Genomic DNA, 19,519 nt, shown 5'->3' with positions numbered 1-19,519 from the left:
TTCCTCAGTGCTTTTTTTCTCTCATTTTAAAAAACTGGACGATTGGTTTCACCAGCGACCGGTCCGAGCGGATTTCAATATGATCCAGGCCCGCCGAGCGAAGAGCCGCCTGGAGTTCCCTCCGTTCGCACTCTTTCTCCACTGCATACCGCTTGCGGAAAGCGGGGTCGCTTGTATCCACCCACAACGATTCTCCGGTTTCCGCGTCTTCAAGTTGAACCAGGCCGGCGTCTGGCAGCTCCACTTCGCGCGGGTCGATTATGTTGATGGCGACCAGGTCGTGCTTCTTCCGCGCCCGGCGGAGGCGGTCCATGTAATCCTCCGCCTGGAAATCGGAGATGAGAAAGGCGATGGATTTCCGTTTCTGTACCCTCAGCAGGTATTCGAGCGGCAGGTTGAGATTCGTCCGGTGACCCTCCGGCTCAAATGTGAGGATGGTGCGGATGACGTTCCAGATATGGGCACGGCCTTTTTGGGGACGTATGAAGTGTTCGATCTGGTCGGAGAACACGATAAGGCCGACCTTGTCGTTGTTTTTGATGGCCGCAAAGGCGAGGATGGATGCCACCTCCGCTGCCACCTCGTTTTTGAAAGCGTAGTGCGAGCCGAACCCGCCCGAACCGCTGACGTCCACCATCAGCATCACCGTCAATTCCCTCTCTTCCCGGTATTCCTTGATGAACGGATGGTCCAGCCGGGCTGTCACATTCCAGTCGATACGCCGGATGTCGTCACCGGGTTGATACTCGCGCACCTCGCGGAACTCCATGCCGTGTCCCTTGAAGGCGGATACATACTCGCCCACCATCATGTGGTTGACCAGGTGATTGGTTTTCACCTGGATGTCCCGGATTTTTTGAATCAACTCCGAGGAAATCTCCAACGCATCCCGGTACTGTGGCTCCGGGGGTGGCGCAGGTTTGAATGGTGCCGAAATTTTATCGATCAGGTTGCCGATCATGGTGGCCCCTCCTTCAGGGAACTTCCACAGTGTCGAAAATCTTTTTCAGCACATCGTCGGACGTGATGTTCTCGGCTTCCGCCTCGTAGGTGAGGATGATACGGTGGCGCAGAATGTCGAGACCGATGGTTTTGATGTCGTGCGGCACCACAAACCCGCGTCCCTGCATGAAAGCATACGCTTTCGCCACGCGGTTGAGGAAAATCGAGGCCCGCGGAGAGGCGCCGTAGTCAATCATGCTGGCCAGGTTCTCCAAACGGTATTCGCCAGGGAAACGGGTGGCGTTGACCAAATTCACGATGTAATCCTGCAGGTTGTCGTCGATATAAATCTCGTCGAACACCGCTCGAGCTGCCAGGATGTCTTTAGGGTGGATCACCGGCTTGATTTCAATATGGTTGTTGGTGGTGGCCATGCGCTGCAGGATGCGTTTTTCCTCGTCTTTGGAGGGATACCCGATTTTGAGCTTGAACAGGAAGCGGTCCACCTGGGCCTCGGGCAGGGGGTAGGTCCCTTCCTGCTCGATGGGGTTTTGCGTCGCCATCACCAGGAACGGCTGTTCCAGGGGAAATGTCTCCCCCCCGATGGTGATCTGCCGCTCTTCCATGGCTTCCAGCAGGGCGCTCTGCACCTTTGCCGGGGCGCGGTTGATTTCGTCCGCCAGGATGACGTTGGCAAACAAAGGTCCTTTTTTAATGACAAATTCGCCGGTTTTCGGCTGGTAAATCTGGGTGCCGATGAGGTCCGCAGGCAGCAGGTCCGGAGTGAACTGGATGCGCTTGTAGCTGGCTTCAATGGTCTGTGCCAGTGTTTTGACAGCTGTGGTCTTGGCCAGTCCCGGCACGCCCTCGACGAGGATGTGCTCGTTGGTCAGCAGGCCCAGAATGAGGCGCTCGATCAGGTAACGCTGGCCCACCATGACACGTTCCATCTCCTCGACGATGGCTGGAACGAAATGACTGGCCTGTTTGACCCTATCGGTGATTTCCTGAATGTCTTGCGGCATCGGTGCATTCCTGAAAGAAATTAAGAAGTAACAATATAGCAACCCCGCCATGGGGCCACAACTCCTGATGGCGCGGCCCGGGTCCATCCTGTTAAAATTATATCTTTACAAAAACGTTGATTTTTCTACAATAGGCGATTCATGTCTTCAAATCCCTGACTTTAATTCCTAGAAGTGAGCCATGGCGGATACCGAATCGATCATCAAGGAAGGCCTGAATATCGAAAACAGCGAACTCGATCTGCGCGAGCGCGAAATCGGCGATGAGGATCTGAAAAACATCGTTCAAAGCGACCAGATCAAGGACATCACCGCGATATTCCTGGAGTTCAACGAGGTCGGCGATGAGGGCGTTCAGGCCCTGCTCGACTGTAAGGAAATGAAGAACCTCACCGTCCTCAACTTGTTCAAAAACCAGGTGACGGATGCCGGACTGGCTGCAATGTGCAAGTCCAAAACCATGCTCAACCTGTCCGAACTGATTTTGAGCGACAATAAAATCACCGCCGAAGGCGCAAAAGCGCTGGCCAAGTCCACCATTCTGGGCAATCTGGTTTCGCTTTGGGTAGGGGACGGGCTGGAAGATGAGGGGGCCACTGCCATTGCAGAGTCGGAAACGCTCACTCGGCTCAATCTGCTTTCACTTTACCGCAACAACATCTCCGATGAAGGGGCTCTGGCCATTGCACGGTCAAAAAACCTGTCCAAGCTGACCGAGCTCAACCTCAACTGGAATTATATCGAATCGGACGGGGCCGTCGCCCTGGCGGAATCGGAAACGCTCAAGAATCTACAGCAGTTGACGATGACGTACAATCCTATAGGTGATCGCGGAGTGGAGGCCATCGCCAAATCCGAATGCATGCGCAACCTGACCCTGCTTGATCTGTATGAAACCGAGATCACCGACCAGGGGGCGCGCGCCATTGCGGAGTCCAAGGTCCTGTCCAATCTGGAAACCCTGATCCTCGTTCACAACGACATCAGTGAGGAGGTGCAGGAGTTGATTCAGAATTCGGAAAACCTGCCCAAGTTGTCCAAAGTGGTGTTCCGGCTCACCCCCGCCGAACATTGACCCCTGTTTGGGGCTGTCTCTATCCGGGGCCGTTCCTCGTCTGAAACAGGGTTGCGGGGCGAGACGTTACCGAATACCGTTTCTCAATCAGTTTTTCATTAAGGATCGAAGCAAACCATGTTTACGGGCGAAAAACCGGATTTGATGGACATCTGGCCCTTCAACGAGAACAGCATTTATGTTGTGGGGAAAGACGGGATCCCCCAGTACTACGATGGTGAATTCTGGACCCCCGAACGAACGGAAAATACCAACCCACTCATGGGGATCTGGGCTGCTCACGAAAACTGCATTTATGCGGTCGGTATCGGTGGAGTGGTCATCCACTATGACGGCAAGGAGTGGACGCAAATCGACACCGGCAATTACGACTCACTCAACTCACTTTACGGCTACGATGAATCGCACATATTCATCTTCGGTGTCGGTGGCCGGGTGCTGTTCTGGAACGGGACGTCCTGGGAATACCGCGAGCCCAACACCATCCACGATTTGTTCGGTTTCTGGGGAACGGACATCAACCGGATTCACGCCGTCGGCGGTGAGGGCATTTACCGCTTCTACGACGGCAAGACCTTCCATCGCCGCGAGGAATTGACTGATGAGCAGACTTCGCTTTACGGCATCTGGGGCGCCAGTGCCGACAGCGTCTATACGGTGGGGTCGTACGGTACCATCCTGCATTTCGACGGCAACGAGTGGACCCGCATGGAAACGGGTACCGAGGAATACATCCTCGCCATCTGGGGGAGTTCCGACGACAACATCTTCGCCGTGGGCGATGCGTCCACTCTGTTGCACTATGACGGAAAGGCATGGACGCAGATGGAAATTCCTTTTGACTCTTACTTCACCAAAGTACGCGGACTCGCTCCTGACAAGGTCTGGGTGTGCGGAGAAAATGGTTGCGTCATCTTCTACGATGGCAAAAAATGGCACGACGTTTCATTGTGATCGCGCAACTCACGCAGTAACGAACCGCTGAAATCTCAAACGGGGACGGGACATGAGCCAGTTGACGAGCAGCAACCTGCTGTCTGTGTACGGCTTCGGCGCCGACAATGTGTTCATCGGGGGAGCTGAAGGCACCTGCCTGCACTGGAACGGCAAAGAATGGACCAAGATCGATACCGGCGGACGCTGGACCCTCAAACGGATGTGGGGCACCGCGCCGGACAACCTCTACGCCGTTTGCACCGACGGTAAAATCATCCGCTATAACGGCAAAGAGTGGACGCCGGAAGACACCGACAGTCTGCCGCCCATGTCCGGAATCTGGGGGTTGGACGAAAACGAAATCTATGCCTGTTGCCGCATCGGCAAAATCCTCAGGTACGACGGCCAGAACTGGAAATTCATGTCCAGCGGCACGCAGACGGACATCGCCGCCGTCTGGGGCTGGGACCGGGAAAACATGTACGCCGTCGGTTTCGACGGGCTGGTGCTCAAGCTCCACGGCGACGAGTGGAAGCGCATGACCTTCAACTCCAACGCGGAGCTGTACAGCATCTACGGATTCGGGCCGCAGGACATGTATTTCGCCGGGTCCTTCGGCACCTTGATTCATTTCAATGGTAATGATTTCAAGGTGATGCCGACTCCCGTCGAGGACTTCTTCCTGGATGTGTGGGGACCCAGCGAGGAACTGGTGTTCGCGGTGGGAGACGTCGGTCTCATTCTTTACCGCGACGGCGACCAATGGACGCGGATCGAGTCCAATACCGAGGAATACCTCACCGCCATCTGGGGTCCGAACGAAAACGACATGTACGCGGTGGGGGACAACGGCCTCATCCTGCACTGGGACGGCGAGGACTGGAAGGAAGTGGAGTAGAGTTCCAAATCCTTGCATCGGCCCGGTTGTTTTGTCTTTTCCGGAATGCTTTTCGGGCTGCTGCACGGGCCCGCGCAATCGGCTTGACACCCTCCGCCCCTCGGTGGTACTGTCATTAAACTAACTCATTGAAAATAGACTCTTTCTAAGAGGCCTTTTTCGTTTGGCACAGTGCGTCTGTGCTTTTTTGTTTGCAATGTACAAACCCTCTCTCGATGACTTCAAGGCCAAGGCGAAACAGGGCAACCTGATTCCGGTTTACAAGGAAATTCTCGCCGATTTGGATACGCCCGTTTCGGCGTTTATGAAAATTCGCGACGGCATGCACGCCTTCCTTCTGGAAAGCGTCGAGGGCGGCGACAAGTGGGCGCGCTACTGTTTCATTGGTTGTAATCCGTCTACTGTCATACAGACCAAAGGCGACTCGGTCACCGTCCACACCTCCGGACAGAACGAAACCAGACAATTGAATGGAGAACAACCGCTGTCGGTGGTCAAGGAGATGCTCTCCCGGTACCAGCCGGTGGCGGTGGACGGTCTGCCGCGCTTCTCCGGCGGGGCGGTGGGGTTCATCGGCTACGACATGGTGCGCTACTTCGAGGACCTGCCTGGCCAGACGGAAGACGACCTCGATATCCCGGATTCCTACTTCGTCATCACCGACACGCTTCTCGTGTTCGACAATGTGACGCAGACCATCAAGATCGTCTCCAACGCCCACACGCCGGGACGTGACTTGGACGAGTTGTACCTGGAAACGACAGGCAAGATCGAGGCGCTGGAGCGCTTGCTTCGAAAAGACCTGTCGCATCACAGCAATGGCGGCCATCCCTCCCTGCAAAGCGGTCACGCCGAAATCCATTCCAATTTCGAGGAAGAGGATTTCAAAAAAGCGGTTCTCAAGGTCAAGGATTACATCCGTGAGGGGGATGCAATCCAGGTGGTGCTTTCGCAAAGGCTGAGCTTCGAACTCAAGCAGGACCCCTTCGTGTTGTACCGCGCTCTCCGCACCATCAACCCGTCGCCCTACATGTATTACCTTAGCTTCGGCGACATGCAGGTGGTGGGATCGTCACCGGAGGTGCTGGTGCGGCTGGAGGGCAAGGACGTCGAGGTGCGGCCCATCGCGGGCACCCGCAAGCGCGGTAAAAACGAGGACGAGGACCGGGCGCTGGAAAAGGACCTCCTGCAGGATGAAAAGGAACTGGCCGAGCACATCATGCTGGTGGACCTGGGTCGCAACGACCTCGGCCGGGTGGCGGAGATCCGCAGCGTGGAGGTGAACGAAAAATTCACCATCGAAAGATATTCACACGTCATGCACATTGTCTCCAACGTTCGCGGTATATTAAAAGAGGGTCTCGACTGCTTCGATGTTCTGGCGGCGGCGTTTCCGGCAGGCACGGTTTCCGGTGCGCCCAAAATCCGCGCGATGGAGATCATCGAGGAACTGGAACCCACGCGGCGCGGCCTTTACGCCGGGGCGGTGGGCTACATCAGTTTCAACGGCAACATGGACACGGCCATCGCCATCCGCACGCTGGTGGTGAAAAACCAGACCGGCTATCTCGGTGTCGGTGCGGGCATCGTTGCCGACTCGGTGCCGGAAAAGGAATTCGAGGAAACGATGAACAAGGGCAGGGCCATGCTGAAGGCGGTGGAACTGGCGGAAAAGGGATTGGTCTTATGATCCTGATGATAGACAACTACGATTCGTTCACCTACAACCTCGTGCAGTATCTGGGGGAACTGGGTGCGGACATCCGCGTGCAACGCAACGACAAGATCACCGTGGAGGAGATCGAGGGACTCGCGCCGGAGAAGATCGTCATCTCTCCCGGACCCTGCACGCCCACCAAGGCCGGGGTGTCGAAGGACGTAGCCAGGCATTTTGCGGGAAAGATTCCGCTTCTTGGTGTGTGCCTGGGACACCAGTCAGTGGCCGAAGCGTTCGGCGGAAAAATCGTCAAGGCGGCGAAGCTGATGCACGGCAAGACGTCGCAGATCCACCACGACAACAAAACCCTGTTCAGGGACCTGCCGGATCCGTTCGAAGCCACGCGGTATCATTCGTTGATCGTGGAACGGGAATCGCTCCCCGATTGTTTCGAAGTATCGGCGTGGACAGCGGAAGGCGAGATCATGGGCATCCGTCACAAAGAACTGCCGGTAGAAGGGGTGCAGTTTCACCCGGAATCCATTCTCACGGTGTACGGCAAAAACCTTCTGAAAAACTTTCTGGATTCGCCGGGACTGCCGGCAGAACACGTCAATGGACGCACACAACATTCTTCATAAAGCGGTCGACGGCCGTGACCTGACGGAAGATGAGATGATCCACGTCATGACCCTCGTCATGGAAGGCAAGGTGGAGCGCTCGTTCCTCGGCGCGTTCCTCACCGCGCTCCGCATGAAGGGCGAGACGGTTTCGGAGATCACCGGGGCGGCGAAGGTGATGCGCGAGAAGGCGGAAAAGCTGGAGGCCGACGGCGAGCATGCGGTGGACACCTGCGGCACCGGCGGTGACGGAGCGAACACGTTCAACATCTCCACCGCCGTGGCGTTTGTCGTGGCGGGGACGGGCGTCGCCGTTGCCAAACACGGCAACCGCGCGGTGTCCAGCCGGTCGGGCAGTGCCGATGTGCTGAAATGCCTCGGCGTCAATGTCGAGGCCGAGAAATCCGTCGTCGAAAAATGTCTCAAGGACGCCGGCATCGCGTTCCTGTTTGCGCCGTCGATGCACAAGGCGATGAAACACGCCGCCGACGTGCGCCGCGAACTCGGGTTCCGCACCATATTCAATCTGCTTGGACCGCTCACCAATCCGGCGGGCGTCAAGGCGCAGGTGGTGGGGGTGTTCGATGTCAAATGGACCGAACCGCTGGCCAACGTGCTTGGCAAACTCGGATGCCGTCACGCCTTTGTGGTGCACGGCGAGGATGGACTGGACGAGATCACCTTAACGACATCGACGCAGGTTGCGGAACTGAAAGACGGCAAAGTGAAGGCGTACGTTTTCAAGCCGCAGGAGGTGGGACTGACCCTGTGCAACGCAAAGGATTTGCAAGGCGGGGAGGTGGAGGACAACGCCGAACTGGTGCGCGGCATATTGGCAGGCGCGCCCGGACCGAAACGCGACATCGTGCTGCTCAATGCTGCCGCCGCCATTGTTGCTGGAGGCAAAGCAACAGATTTGAAAGCGGGCATCGACATTGCGCGCCGGTCCATCGACTCGGGTGCGGCCAAGCAGAAGCTGGAAGACCTGTGCCGCATCAGCAATCAGCGTCCTGTCAACGTGCCTTAGGAAACCGATCATGGGAAACATTCTCGATACCATCTTCGAACACAAGAAGGACGATGTCGCCACGGCGAAACGGGAACGGCCGCTCTCCGAATTGAAGGGGCGGTTGAGCCTGGTGCCGAAAGCGCAGGATGTGCTGAGTGCTCTTTCACAAAAAGGGGATGGGTCGAACATCATCGCGGAGATCAAACGGCGCACGCCGTTCAAGGGCGACCTGGTGCAGGACTTCGATGCGATGAAGATCGCGAAGGAATATGCGGACAACGGGGCGTCGGCGATTTCCATCCTGACGGACAGCAATTTCTTCGGCGGCAGTATCGATTACCTCGTGCAGGCGAAGGAAGAAGTGGGCGTGCCGTTGTTGCGCAAGGATTTCATTTACACGGAATACCAGGTGTATGAATCGCGGGCCTTCGGCGCGGATTTTTATCTGCTCATCGCCACCTCGCTCGACAAGAACCAGTTGAAGGACCTGATGGCGTTGGGCCACGAGCTGGGTTTCACCGCCCTCGTCGAGACCCACGACGAGAAAGATCTGGAGAAAGCGCTGTATGCCGACGCCAAACTGCTCGGCATCAACAACCGCGATCTGACTACGGGTAAGACCGACCTCGCCGTGTCGCGCCGCCTGCTGGGTCAATTGAAAGGGCTGGGTGGCCTGTGCCTGGTTTGTGAAAGCGGCATCTACGAACGCGCCCACATCGAGGAATTCGAATCGCTCGGCATGCACGCGTTCTTGATCGGCGAAAGCCTGATGAAGGCGGACTGCATCTCCGAAAAATTACAGGAACTGCGCGGCCATGACAAAACGTCCGTTTCCGGTTAAAGTCAAGGTCTGCGGCATGACTTCGCTGGAAGACGCGATGCATGCGGTGGAGTGCGGTGCGGATGCGGTGGGCTTCATCTTTTACAAAAAAAGCCCGCGTGCGGTGACGGCCAGGCAGGCGAAGGCCATCGCAGACAAACTGCCTCCGTTCGTGCAGAGGGTCGGCGTGTTCGTCAACGAAACCGCCGAGGTCATCGAGCGCACTGTGAAGTACTGCGGACTGGATGTGGTGCAGTTGCACGGTGACGAGTCACCCGCGTTCTGCAAACGCATTGCGGGCAAAGTGGTGAAGGCCGTCCGCGTGAAAGATGCGGCGTCGGTGAAAGACCTGTCGCGTTATGCCGTTTCCGCGTTTCTGCTCGACGCCTACAAGGAAGGCGAGTGGGGCGGCACCGGCGAGCGTTTCAACTGGAGCCTGGTCAAGCAGGCACGCAAGCACGGTCCGGTGATCCTCGCCGGTGGGCTCGACCCGGAAAACGTCACCGAAGGCATCCGTGTTTGCCGGCCGTATGGGGTGGATGTGTGTTCCGGTGTGGAATCCAAACCGGGCAAAAAGAATAAGAAAAAAGTACGCGAGTTTATTGAAGCCGTAAAAGGAATGTGACCATGGCTCAACCGAAAGATTACACGACCGTCCCGGACGCCACCGGGCATTTTGGCCAGTTCGGCGGCAAGTACGTCATCGAGACGCTGATGCCCGCGCTCACCGAACTGGAGCGGATTTATAACGAAACCCGGCAGGACCCGGAGTTCCAGCGCGAACTCAAATATTACCTCGAACAGTACGTCGGACGTCCGTCGCCCCTGTACTTCGCCGAGAACCTGACCCGTCAACTGGGCGGGGCGAAGGTGTATCTCAAGCGCGAAGACCTCAACCACACCGGGGCGCACAAGATCAACAACACCATCGGCAGTGCGCTCCTCACCAAGCGCATGGGCAAGAAACGCGTCATCGCCGAGACGGGAGCCGGACAGCACGGCGTCGCCACGGCCACAGCGGCGGCGTTGTTTGATCTCGAATGCGAGGTGTTCATGGGGGAGGAGGACATCCGCAGGCAGGCGCTCAACGTCTTCCGCATGAAACTGCTGGGCGCGAAGGTCATTCCCGTCTCTTCAGGCACGCGCACGCTCAAGGACGCCACCAGCGAGGCCATCCGCAACTGGATCACCACCGTCGAGACCACGCATTACATCATCGGTTCGGTCGTCGGACCGCATCCGTTCCCCATGATCGTGCGCGATTTCCAAAAGATCATCGGTGAGGAAGCGAAAGGGCAGTTGCAGGAAGTGGAAGGGCGGCTTCCGGACATCTGCGTCGCCTGCGTCGGCGGCGGGAGCAATTCCATCGGCCTGTTTTATCCCTTCGTCAACGACGAGTCCGTCAAACTGATGGGCGTCGAGGCGGCGGGCCACGGCATCGATACCGGCAAGCACGGCGCGTCGCTCGGTCACGGCGGAGTGGGCGTCCTGCACGGCATGAAAAGTTACCTGCTGTTCAACGAGGACGGGCAGATTCACGAAGCACATTCCATCTCCGCCGGACTCGACTACCCCGGCGTCGGTTGCGAACACAGTTATTACCGCGAGACGGGCCGGGCGGAGTACGTGTCGATCACCGACGAGGAAGCGCTCGAAGGATTCAAGCTGCTGTCGAAGTCGGAGGGCATCATCCCGGCGCTGGAGTCGGCGCATGCCATCGCGCAGGTGGCGAAGATGGCGCCTAAGATGAAAAAGGACGAGATCATCGTGCTCTGCCTGTCGGGACGGGGCGACAAGGACGTCAACCAGGTGGCTGAGTTTCTGGGGGAACAGCCGTGAACCGCATCGAACAGCGCATCGAAGACCTGCGCGCAAAAAAACAGAAAACGCTGGTGGCGTTCATCACCGCGGGCGACCCCAGCCTCGACGCGACCAAAGACATCTTTCAGGTGATCGAGGAAAATGGCGCGGACATCGTGGAACTCGGCGTGCCGTTCTCGGATCCCCTGGCTGACGGACCCGTCATCCAGGCGGCGTCGCAACGCTCGCTCAAAAGCGGCACCACCCTGAAAAAGATTCTCGCTCTCGTGGCCGACCTGCGTAAGACTTCCGAACTTCCGATCGTGCTCATGACCAGCTACAACCCGGTGTTCGTTTACGGTGAGGAAGCGTTTGTGAACGACGCCGTGGCGGCGGGCGTGGATGGGGTCATCGTGCCCGACCTGCCGCCGGAAGAGGCTGCAACTTTCGAAACCTTTGCCAACGGCAAGGGCCTGCGCGTCATATACCTGCTCGCGCCCACCAGCACGCCGGACCGGGTGCGCATGATTTCCGAGAAAAGCCGCGGTTTCATTTATTACATCTCGCTTACCGGCGTCACCGGAATGCAGAGCAAGTTCAGCGATAATTTGCAGTCGCGCATCGGCGAGGTGAAAAAAATCACCACGCATCCAGTGATGATCGGCTTCGGCATCTCCGGCCCGGAAGAAGCGAAAGAGGCATCGCAGATGTCCGACGGCGTGATCGTCGGGAGCGCCATCGTCAAACTCGTTGACCAGTGCTCCAGCCCCGACGAGCGGAAAGAAAAAATCGGCAAGTTCATCGCCAGTATCAAGAGCGCCCTCAACGGAGCTTGAGCCGCAGGCGGCTTCCCATGTCTTCCAGAATCTCCGTCATCCTGCCCGCATTCAACGAAGAGCAGTCCATTGGGCTGGTGCTGGACGACCTTCCTCAAGACCGTCTTCATCAAATCATCGTGGTTGACAACGCTTCTACTGATGCCACCGCCGAAGTGGCACGGCAGCATGGCGCGACGGTGGTTTCCGAACCCCGCCGCGGTTACGGCAGCGCCTGCCTTAAAGGGATCGCCACGCTCGACCATCCCGATATTGTCGTATTCCTCGACGCCGATTACAGCGATTATCCCGAAGAGATCGATCTGCTCGTTCAGCCCATCGAAGCGGGAGAGCAGGATTTCGTTCTGGGGAGCCGGATGCTTTTGAAGGAGAGCCGGAAAGCGCTTTTGCCACAGGCGCGGTATGGCAACAAGCTGGCCGTGTTCCTCATTCAATTGTTTTTCGGGCACCGTTATACGGACCTGGGGCCGTTTCGGGCGATCCGGTATGCGTCGCTGATGGACATCGGGATGCAGGATACCAACTTCGGCTGGACGGTTGAGATGCAAATCAAGGCGGTGAAGAAGAAATTGCGCATCCTTGAGGTGCCGGTCAGGTACCGCTGGCGGGTGGGCGTGTCGAAAATAACCGGCACGGTTTCGGGAACTTTCAAGGCCGGGACGAAAATCATATACACCATCTTCAAATATCTGTTAACCTAGCTGGGGTATGGATTAGATCACAGCGTTAACCCTCATCCTACGCGCGCATGGTTTCTGTTCTGACAAGAGTGACAGGGGTTCTCGTGGCGCTGATATTGCTGTGTTCCTCCGTGGCGGCCGCGCAGGGAATCGATGAACTGGTTGAGCAGAGGCTCAGCCAGGACGGTACGAAACTCGACCTGAGCGGGGTGAAGATCCGGTCCGGCGGAGCCGCACGGCTGGCGGAGATGGAAATTCTCAAGACCGTCACCGAGCTCAACCTTCAGAACAATCTCATTGAGGCCGAGGGCATGCAGGTCCTGGCCCAATCTCCTTACCTTTCCAATCTCAAGAGCCTCGATCTCTGGGGCAATTTTCTGGGCGATGTGGGTGTGAAGGCGCTGACCGAATCGCCCTACATCAAGAACCTCGAAACCCTGCAACTCTGGAAAAATGAAGTCGGCGAGCCGGGCATCCGGCTGATGTCGCAGTCCGGGAATTTTCAGAAGCTGGAAACCCTTCTGCTCAACGACAACCTCATCACGCCCGATGCGATGGATCACCTGGTCGATACCAGGGCGTTCCCAAAGCTGACCACACTCGGCCTGTTCCGCAACGAAATCGGGCCGGATGGCGCGAAAATGCTGGCCAAGGCCAAACATCTGACTTCGCTCAAAAATCTCTACCTCGGACAAAACAACATTCAGGATGAAGGGGCGATTGCAATAATTGAGTCGCCGAATTTTCCGAATCTGGAAATGCTCGACCTCATACAAAACCGGTTGGGCGAACCCACCCTCCGGGCCGTCTTTAAAACAAAACGTCAACGACAGATAGAAATAACGATACGGTGAACGCATGAACATTTCAGATCGGAACCACGGACGAGACGCAGTCATCATCCGGTGGGTCTGTCTGGTTGTGTTGAGCGTTGTCCTGGCCGGTGCGGCTTTTCCCGGCGAAAAATCTTTTCCCTATTCGGACATCGGCGACGGACAACCGGCAACCCATGTGGCCTTGACCCTGGTGGACGGTGTGGCGGTGGATAAGGAAGGCAATATTTTCATATCCCACCGATCCAAAAACCGCATCCGCAAAATCGGTAAAAACGGCATCATCACCACCGTGGCGGGCAATGGAAATGCCGGTTTCAGCGGAGATGAAGGGCCGGCCCTCGAAGCCGCACTCAATTTCCCCGCCGGGCTGTGCCTGGACTTGAAAGGCAACCTGTATATCGCGGACCGCAATAATCACCGCGTCCGCAGGGTGGACACGAAAGGCATCATCACCACCGTTGCCGGAACGGGCGAGCCGGATTTTGGTATGGAGGAGGGCCCGGCGGAGGAAATTCCCCTGCATTTTCCCTCGGACGTGGCGTGCGACTCTCAAGGTCAGGTTTATATCTCCGACCGTTCAAACAACCGTGTGCTGAAAATGAATCCGCAGGGACAGATCGTCACTGTAGCGGGCCTGGGTATGGCGGGATACGGAGGGGATTTTGGTCCGGCCATCGATGCGCTTCTCAAGTATCCGTTCGGCATTCACGTCGATGAAAGCGGCAACCTGTACATCGCCGACCGCGGCAACAACCGCGTGCGCAAGGTGACGCCCGACGGGATCATCACCACCGTGGCGGGAGAGGGCACGCATTTTTTCAGCGGTGACTTTGGACCTGCCACGCGGTGCAGCCTGGCGTATCCCACAGACGTGGTCACAGACGACCGCGGCAATCTTTATATTGCCGACCGCAACAACAACCGGGTGCGCAAGGTGGATACAAACGGCATCATAACCACCGTTATGGGCACCGGCAAAAACGAATACAACGGCGATAATGAAATTGCCTCCGAAACCTCCCTGCATCTGCCGTTTGCGCTGGCATTTACACCGGATCAACACCTTCTCATCGTGGACCGAAACCACCACCGCGTGCGAAGCATGCACCTCGTTCAGCACACAGTGCAGACGGTGGCGGGCAACGGGCAGGCCTTGTTTCGCGGCGACCACGGTCCCGGTCCCGGCGCCACGCTGGATGCACCTTCAGGGATTGTTGTGGACCAGCAGGGACACGTGATTTTTGCCGACAAGCAGGCGCACCGTCTGAGGGGGCTTGACAAAAAAGGTTACATTTATACCTACGCGGGTACCGGGCGGGAGGGCAATGAAGGCAACGGACGCTCCGCACGCTACGCGTCGCTATTCATGCCGGAAAGCCTGGAAATCGATCACCAGAACCGTATATACCTGATCTCTTCGCAGGGCAACAGCTGGTATGTGCGGCGCATCGACGAAAACGGTGTCATCGACCGTTTTGCCGGGAGCGGGGTGCTGGGTCATGCGGAGGATGGGATCCCGGCGGTCAACGCACCGCTCGGTGTGATCAAGGACGTTGCGGTCGGACCGGATGGAAAGGTGTATCTTGCTGACTACACCAACCGTGATATCCGTTGGGTCGACGCACAGGGAAGCATCCAGACCCTTGCGAAAGATGCGTGGCTGGCCATTGAAGACGGGGAAGTGCACCCGAACGGCCTTGCGGTGAATGATAAGGGGGAAGTGTTTGTCTCCGACTCCGGAAGCAGCAAAATCCGTAAAATCGACAACGAAGGCAATGTGACAACCTATGCGGGCGACGGCAGTTTCGAAGACAAGGGAGATGGTGGGCCGGCTTTGCTGGCGGGTATCCGGTCGCCGGGAGGACTGGTGTTTTCGCCTTCCGGCGAATTGTATATTTCCGAGGAAAACACGCACCGCATCCGGAAGGTGGACAAGAACGGCATCATCACCACCGTGGCGGGAACGGGTGTGCAGGGTTTTTCAGGTGACGGCGGGCCCGCCGTCCAAGCGCAGTTGAAAAGCCCTTACCGCATGGCATTCGATAGCGAAGGAAATCTGTATTTCACCGACCGTGACAACAACCGCGTCCGCCGGGTGGATACCCATGGCACCATCACCACTCTGGCGGGCAATGACAATTTCGGCTGGCTTCAGGATGGACTGGAAGTCCGCATTACGATCCAGAATTTCCCATGAAGCTTTTCCACACAACCCGGGCTCTGGTGTGGGCGGCACCCGCCCTGGCCGGGTTAGTGTGGTCGGGCACCGTGTGGGCACTCAATATCAATGCCATCATCCTGAAAGAACTGAAACAGAACGGCACCCACCTCAAGCTCAATTTCAGCGGCATGCTGGGCGATGACGGGGTGCGCCAACTGGCAAGGTCCCGCCTTTTAAAGAAGGTCGAAACCCTGGACCTCAACTCCCACGGTTTCGGCAATGCCGGAGCCCAGGGTCTGGCGGATTCCAAGTATCTGCCAAACCTTCAGACACTGAACCTGTTCAACAACCGGATCGGTCCGGAGGGTGCGGCGGCACTCGCATCTTCCAATAAGTATCCTCACCTCTCGCATCTCAACCTATGGGGAAACCAAATTGGTCCTTCAGGGGCGGAGGCTCTGGCCAATTCGGATACCCTGAAGGCACTCGAATACCTGGATTTGTCCGGAAACGGCATTGGCGACCCCGGCTTGATCGCCCTCGCCCGTTCGCCGGTTCTGGAAAGAATCCGGATTCTCAGGCTGGACAAAAATGGAGTGGGGGACCGGGGCCTTGCCGCTCTGGCGTCCTCGCCCTACTTGGGAAATCTGGAAGTCCTGTCGCTGTCTCACAACGAAATCGGCCAAGAAGGTGCAAAGGTTCTTGCGGAATCTCCGTATATTCGTAAACTGAGACAGCTTCGACTGGAGCGGAACAGGATTGGCGACGTGGGTGTGAAACACCTCGCCGAATCGGAGGCATTCCAAAACCTGGAAGAACTGGACCTGCAATGGAATGGCATCACGGAAACCGGGGCTCATGACCTGGCCGGGTCTCCGGTGCTGACCCGCCTGAACCGCCTGTACCTGTGGGGTAACGAAATCGGTAATGCCGGGGTGCGGGCCATCAAGAAATCCGATAATCTAAAGAATGTAGGTAACGACGTTTACCCCTCCCTGAATTAAAAAGCAAGAGGAAGACCATGACCGTAACAGAATTGGCCGCGTCGGCCAAAAAGGCGGCGCTGGTTTTGGCACGTCTCGATACGGCCACCAAAAACCGTGTTCTCGAAGCCATGGCCGAAGCGCTTGTCAACCACACAGACGCCATCCTTGAGGCCAACCGAAAGGACCTCGAGTACAGCAAACAGGAAAATATTCCAGGCCCCCTCGTTGCTCGGCTGGCAGTGGATGCGCACAAGGTGAAGCAAATGGCGGAAGGCATCCGCAGTGTGGCCCGGCTGGAAGATCCCGTTGGCCGGGTGCAAGGCACGACGGAGCTGGATGAAGGGCTGATCCTGCGCCGCGTGTCGTGCCCCATCGGGGTCATTGGAGCCATTTTTGAGTCGCGTCCCGACGCGGTGCCGCAGATCGCGTCGCTTTGCATGAAGTCCGGCAATGCGGTCATTCTGAAAGGGGGACGCGAAGCGCAGAATTCGAACAAGGTCATTGTGAGCCTCTTGAGACAGGCAATTGCCGGAACACCCGGTGTGCCCGAGGAGGCGGTGCAATTGATCGAAACCCGCGCTGAAGTGGCGGAGATGCTCGAGCAGGACCGTTACATCAACCTGGTTGTTCCGCGGGGCAGCAATGAGTTCGTTCGGTACGTTCAGGATCACACGAAAATTCCTGTGCTGGGGCATTCCGAAGGCATCTGCCACGTATACATTGACGAATACGCCGATGTGGATAAGGCATCGAATATTGCATTGGATGCGAAACTGCAATATGCGGCGGCGTGCAATGCGATGGAAACCCTGCTCGTGCATGAGAAGGTGGCTCCGAAGGTGCTTCCCAATCTCACAGCTCGATTTCGCGAAAAAGGGGTGGAGTTGATGGGAGACCTGCGTGCGTGCAGTCTGGTGCCGGATCTCCAAAAGGCTTCGGCTGCGGAGTGGGACACCGAGTACAATGACCTCAAGCTGGCCATCAAGGTGGTGGATGACCGTGGGGCGGCCATCGAACACATCAACGAGCATGGCTCCGGACACACTGATACCATCGTTACCGAAAACCGGGAGGCGGCGGAACAGTTCATGAACGAGGTGGATTCGGCGAGCGTCATGTGGAACGCCTCCACCCGCTTTGCCGACGGATTCCGCTTCGGGCTGGGAGCGGAGATCGGCATCAGCACCAACAAGACGCATGCGCGCGGACCCGTCGGGCTTGAGGGTCTGGTGATTTACAAGTACAAACTGTTCGGATGCGGGCAAACCGTGGGCGAATATTCCGGGGAAGGGGGCAAATCGTTCACGCATCGACCCCTGTCCAACGACACGCCGTTGTGACCTGTGAAACCCGGATGGATTGGAAACGGCAGGATAAAATGGATAGAAATGCAGAAAACCGGGAAGGACCACAGGAGTACGGTCCTTGGGATGCCGAGCCGTACCCGTATCCGCAAAAGCGGTTTTTGATCAATTTTCGAACGGTCACGGTGTTTGTGCTTTTGCTGGCGGGAACCGTGTTCACCACCACGCTGGTGGGCGGGGTCTGGTACGCGCTGGGGCTGCTTTCAATCCTTGGCGTCCATGAGTTCGGGCATTATTTTGCCTGCCGGCGCAATAACGTGGATGCCACACTACCGAATTTCCTTCCCGCCCCCCCATGTTCATTGTTGGCACGTTCGGGGCGTTCATTGCAATTAAGGAACCCATTCCGGACCGCCGGGCACTCATGGAAATCGGTGCCTCGGGACCGATTGCGGGATTTGTGGTGGCGTTGTTTGTGCTGGCAGTGGGGTTGATGTTTTCCGTGGTGTCTCATGTGGCTCCGCCACCGGGGCTGGGGCTCAATTACGGCAATTCTCTCATTCTTTATTTCCTCTCGGAGCTGGTGCTGGGCGTGAGCCCGTTCAACGAAGAATTGACCATCTATCTGCATCCCCTAGCGTTGGCAGGTTGGTTCGGCATGTTTTTCACCGCGCTCAATTTGTTGCCTATCGGTCAGCTCGATGGCGGGCACATCATTTATTCCATGTATAAGAAACAGCAACCGTGGCTTGCGCGTTTGTTTTTTGTCGCGCTGTTTCCACTTGGCATGTATTGGCCCGGATGGTTCGTGTGGGCGGCAATGGTGTTTTTCATTGGAGTGAAACATCCACCCGTTATCGATGAAACCGTGTTGTTAACACCGTTTCATAAAAAGGTGGGATACGCTTCAATACTCATTTTTTTGGTCACGTTTGTTCCCGTTCCCATAGACATGATCCAGTGAACGAAGAGAGGGTGAGGGCGCCCTGTGAATAAGCTGTGAAAGGATTCCGAAGTTCGGACTTTAACCTGTTGATTAAATGGATTTTGAAGTTATTTTCGTTTTATTTTTGCCCTTATTTTGAAATTGGCGTCTGGCGCTGAAAATCCTGCCCGATGAATCTTTTAACTACATATAAAATATAAGGTTATGCCTTTTTTGATGGGGGCGTGAAGGGGCCCCGGAAAAGCAAAATACTATTGACAAGGCGACAAACGCTATGCTAGATTCTGTATATCCTTTGGGGTACTGGACAAAGTGCTTATTTTATAAGCACTCTACCAAAAAAGAGTGGAAAGATAGACTCAGCCCTATCTTCTTGGTTGCCATCAAGAACTCTTTTCGGTTTGTTCAGTATCCCTTTTTTTCGCCTGCTTTTTTCAACTTCCCTCCCTTTAGGCATTAAGTTATTTTGTTAAGTTTATGAAATTAAATGAAAAATTTTTATTTTATAGAGTTTCCTTTCTGCAGGTGCTGCTGATTTTATTGGCGGGAGCGGTTCTTCCTTTCCCCCGGTCTGCCCACGCAGATACCTTGAGCATCCTGCCGCCTGTTGTGGAATGCGTGAAAATGGCGCTCAAAGCCCATTCCAACCCTGGAAAGCTTGAAAGATCCAAAGCGATTGACCTGGAGCACCGCGTGCGTCTTGCGTACGAGAGGATCCTGGTTAGGAAGGAACAGATTGGGATTTCCCGTGAGGTGCAGGGGCATTTCGAGAAAGCCGTCATCAATGCTGAAAGAAAGTTTGAGGAAGGGGAGGGGGACGTCACCCAGGGGGCACTGACCAAGCTTAAACTGGGGCTGGCAGGTACGTTGAATGACATCAACCAGTTTGAGAGTGATATTTCACTGGCGCGGCTCGACCTTGAGGAGATGATGGGCGTGCGCATCGATCCGGAATTCAAACTGGCGGATGATTCCCTGTTCCCCCCGT

General features: G+C 56.5%; 18 protein-coding genes and 1 pseudogene. 17 read left to right on the top strand and 2 right to left on the bottom strand.

The features are described from left to right. Positions 1-4: 4 nt before the first annotated feature. Positions 5-961, bottom strand: a complete 957-nt coding sequence (locus TX82_RS11660) for a DUF58 domain-containing protein (protein ID WP_005010752.1) — start codon at positions 959-961, stop codon at positions 5-7. A gap of 13 nt (positions 962-974) precedes the next feature. Beyond that, positions 975-1,967 carry an AAA family ATPase gene (locus TX82_RS11655; protein ID WP_042251161.1) on the bottom strand — a complete coding sequence of 331 codons (993 nt, stop codon included), beginning with the start codon at positions 1,965-1,967 and terminating at the stop codon, positions 975-977. A 181-nt stretch (positions 1,968-2,148) separates the two neighbouring features. Between TX82_RS11655 and TX82_RS11650 the strand changes: the two genes are divergently transcribed. The 17 genes and pseudogenes from TX82_RS11650 to TX82_RS11570 form a co-directional block, all read left to right on the top strand. Next, entirely contained in the window at positions 2,149-3,042 is an 894-nt protein-coding gene (locus tag TX82_RS11650; RefSeq protein ID WP_005010747.1) for a leucine-rich repeat domain-containing protein, read from the top strand. 117 nt (positions 3,043-3,159) lie between these two features. Next, positions 3,160-3,996, top strand: coding sequence for a sialidase family protein (locus tag TX82_RS11645; RefSeq protein ID WP_005010744.1), 837 nt, complete (start codon positions 3,160-3,162; stop codon positions 3,994-3,996). A 52-nt stretch (positions 3,997-4,048) separates the two neighbouring features. Next, a complete protein-coding gene (locus TX82_RS11640; RefSeq protein WP_005010741.1) occupies positions 4,049-4,876 on the top strand; it encodes a WD40/YVTN/BNR-like repeat-containing protein in 828 nt (275 codons plus the stop codon). Between the two features lie 196 nt (positions 4,877-5,072). After that, the gene (gene trpE / locus TX82_RS11635) at positions 5,073-6,566 is read left to right on the top strand and encodes an anthranilate synthase component I (RefSeq protein ID WP_042251156.1); all 1,494 of its coding nucleotides are present in this window, start codon (positions 5,073-5,075) and stop codon (positions 6,564-6,566) included. Next, the gene (gene pabA, locus TX82_RS11630; protein ID WP_005010738.1) at positions 6,563-7,174 is read left to right on the top strand and encodes an aminodeoxychorismate/anthranilate synthase component II; all 612 of its coding nucleotides are present in this window, start codon (positions 6,563-6,565) and stop codon (positions 7,172-7,174) included. The genes trpE and pabA overlap by 4 nt, the downstream gene beginning before the upstream one ends. Beyond that, positions 7,149-8,180 (top strand): anthranilate phosphoribosyltransferase, encoded by a 1,032-nt coding sequence (gene trpD, locus TX82_RS11625; protein WP_005010737.1) that lies wholly within the window; start codon positions 7,149-7,151, stop codon positions 8,178-8,180. The genes pabA and trpD overlap by 26 nt, the downstream gene beginning before the upstream one ends. 10 nt (positions 8,181-8,190) lie before the next feature. Then, on the top strand, positions 8,191-9,003 hold the full coding sequence (gene trpC, locus TX82_RS11620) for an indole-3-glycerol phosphate synthase TrpC (protein ID WP_005010736.1): 813 nt from the start codon (positions 8,191-8,193) through the stop codon (positions 9,001-9,003). Further along, on the top strand, positions 8,978-9,607 hold the full coding sequence (locus TX82_RS11615; RefSeq protein ID WP_005010735.1) for a phosphoribosylanthranilate isomerase: 630 nt from the start codon (positions 8,978-8,980) through the stop codon (positions 9,605-9,607). Before trpC ends, TX82_RS11615 begins: the two co-directional genes overlap by 26 nt. 2 nt (positions 9,608-9,609) lie before the next feature. Next, a complete protein-coding gene (gene trpB, locus TX82_RS11610; RefSeq protein WP_005010734.1) occupies positions 9,610-10,821 on the top strand; it encodes a tryptophan synthase subunit beta in 1,212 nt (403 codons plus the stop codon). After that, positions 10,818-11,618: a tryptophan synthase subunit alpha gene (gene trpA / locus TX82_RS11605; RefSeq protein ID WP_005010733.1), complete on the top strand. Its 801-nt coding sequence runs from the start codon at positions 10,818-10,820 to the stop codon at positions 11,616-11,618. Before trpB ends, trpA begins: the two co-directional genes overlap by 4 nt. Before the next feature lie 17 nt (positions 11,619-11,635). Continuing rightward, positions 11,636-12,319 carry a glycosyltransferase family 2 protein gene (locus tag TX82_RS11600; RefSeq protein ID WP_005010725.1) on the top strand — a complete coding sequence of 228 codons (684 nt, stop codon included), beginning with the start codon at positions 11,636-11,638 and terminating at the stop codon, positions 12,317-12,319. A gap of 83 nt (positions 12,320-12,402) precedes the next feature. Then, a complete protein-coding gene (locus tag TX82_RS11595; protein WP_005010723.1) occupies positions 12,403-13,152 on the top strand; it encodes a leucine-rich repeat domain-containing protein in 750 nt (249 codons plus the stop codon). Between the two features lie 4 nt (positions 13,153-13,156). After that, entirely contained in the window at positions 13,157-15,331 is a 2,175-nt protein-coding gene (locus TX82_RS11590) for an NHL domain-containing protein (RefSeq protein ID WP_005010720.1), read from the top strand. Next, on the top strand, positions 15,328-16,299 hold the full coding sequence (locus TX82_RS15340; RefSeq protein ID WP_005010718.1) for a leucine-rich repeat domain-containing protein: 972 nt from the start codon (positions 15,328-15,330) through the stop codon (positions 16,297-16,299). Before TX82_RS11590 ends, TX82_RS15340 begins: the two co-directional genes overlap by 4 nt. Positions 16,300-16,316: 17 nt before the next feature. Further along, a complete protein-coding gene (locus TX82_RS11580; protein WP_005010717.1) occupies positions 16,317-17,621 on the top strand; it encodes a glutamate-5-semialdehyde dehydrogenase in 1,305 nt (434 codons plus the stop codon). A 319-nt stretch (positions 17,622-17,940) separates the two neighbouring features. After that, positions 17,941-18,549, top strand: a complete 609-nt coding sequence (locus tag TX82_RS11575; RefSeq protein ID WP_052338263.1) for a site-2 protease family protein — start codon at positions 17,941-17,943, stop codon at positions 18,547-18,549. 606 nt (positions 18,550-19,155) lie between these two features. After that, positions 19,156-19,519: pseudogene (locus TX82_RS11570) on the top strand (hypothetical protein); the annotation flags it as partial.

The sequence above is a fragment of the Nitrospina gracilis 3/211 genome (genome assembly GCF_000341545.2).
GTDB classification, from domain to species: Bacteria; Nitrospinota; Nitrospinia; order Nitrospinales; family Nitrospinaceae; genus Nitrospina; species Nitrospina gracilis.
This window is presented reverse-complemented; position numbering and strand designations above follow the sequence as displayed.

What these genes read in the sequence shown, in the direction of transcription:
- TX82_RS11660 (WP_005010752.1), bottom strand. Translation starts at nt 961, where the DNA reads ATGATCGGCAACCTGATCGATAAAATTTCGGCACCATTCAAACCTGCG.
- TX82_RS11655 (WP_042251161.1), bottom strand. Translation starts at nt 1,967, where the DNA reads ATGCCGCAAGACATTCAGGAAATCACCGATAGGGTCAAACAGGCCAGT.
- TX82_RS11650 (WP_005010747.1), top strand. Translation starts at nt 2,149, where the DNA reads ATGGCGGATACCGAATCGATCATCAAGGAAGGCCTGAATATCGAAAAC.
- TX82_RS11645 (WP_005010744.1), top strand. Translation starts at nt 3,160, where the DNA reads ATGTTTACGGGCGAAAAACCGGATTTGATGGACATCTGGCCCTTCAAC.
- TX82_RS11640 (WP_005010741.1), top strand. Translation starts at nt 4,049, where the DNA reads ATGAGCCAGTTGACGAGCAGCAACCTGCTGTCTGTGTACGGCTTCGGC.
- trpE (WP_042251156.1), top strand. Translation starts at nt 5,073, where the DNA reads ATGTACAAACCCTCTCTCGATGACTTCAAGGCCAAGGCGAAACAGGGC.
- pabA (WP_005010738.1), top strand. Translation starts at nt 6,563, where the DNA reads ATGATCCTGATGATAGACAACTACGATTCGTTCACCTACAACCTCGTG.
- trpD (WP_005010737.1), top strand. Translation starts at nt 7,149, where the DNA reads ATGGACGCACACAACATTCTTCATAAAGCGGTCGACGGCCGTGACCTG.
- trpC (WP_005010736.1), top strand. Translation starts at nt 8,191, where the DNA reads ATGGGAAACATTCTCGATACCATCTTCGAACACAAGAAGGACGATGTC.
- TX82_RS11615 (WP_005010735.1), top strand. Translation starts at nt 8,978, where the DNA reads ATGACAAAACGTCCGTTTCCGGTTAAAGTCAAGGTCTGCGGCATGACT.
- trpB (WP_005010734.1), top strand. Translation starts at nt 9,610, where the DNA reads ATGGCTCAACCGAAAGATTACACGACCGTCCCGGACGCCACCGGGCAT.
- TX82_RS11600 (WP_005010725.1), top strand. Translation starts at nt 11,636, where the DNA reads ATGTCTTCCAGAATCTCCGTCATCCTGCCCGCATTCAACGAAGAGCAG.
- TX82_RS11590 (WP_005010720.1), top strand. Translation starts at nt 13,157, where the DNA reads ATGAACATTTCAGATCGGAACCACGGACGAGACGCAGTCATCATCCGG.
- TX82_RS15340 (WP_005010718.1), top strand. Translation starts at nt 15,328, where the DNA reads ATGAAGCTTTTCCACACAACCCGGGCTCTGGTGTGGGCGGCACCCGCC.
- TX82_RS11580 (WP_005010717.1), top strand. Translation starts at nt 16,317, where the DNA reads ATGACCGTAACAGAATTGGCCGCGTCGGCCAAAAAGGCGGCGCTGGTT.
- TX82_RS11575 (WP_052338263.1), top strand. Translation starts at nt 17,941, where the DNA reads ATGTTCATTGTTGGCACGTTCGGGGCGTTCATTGCAATTAAGGAACCC.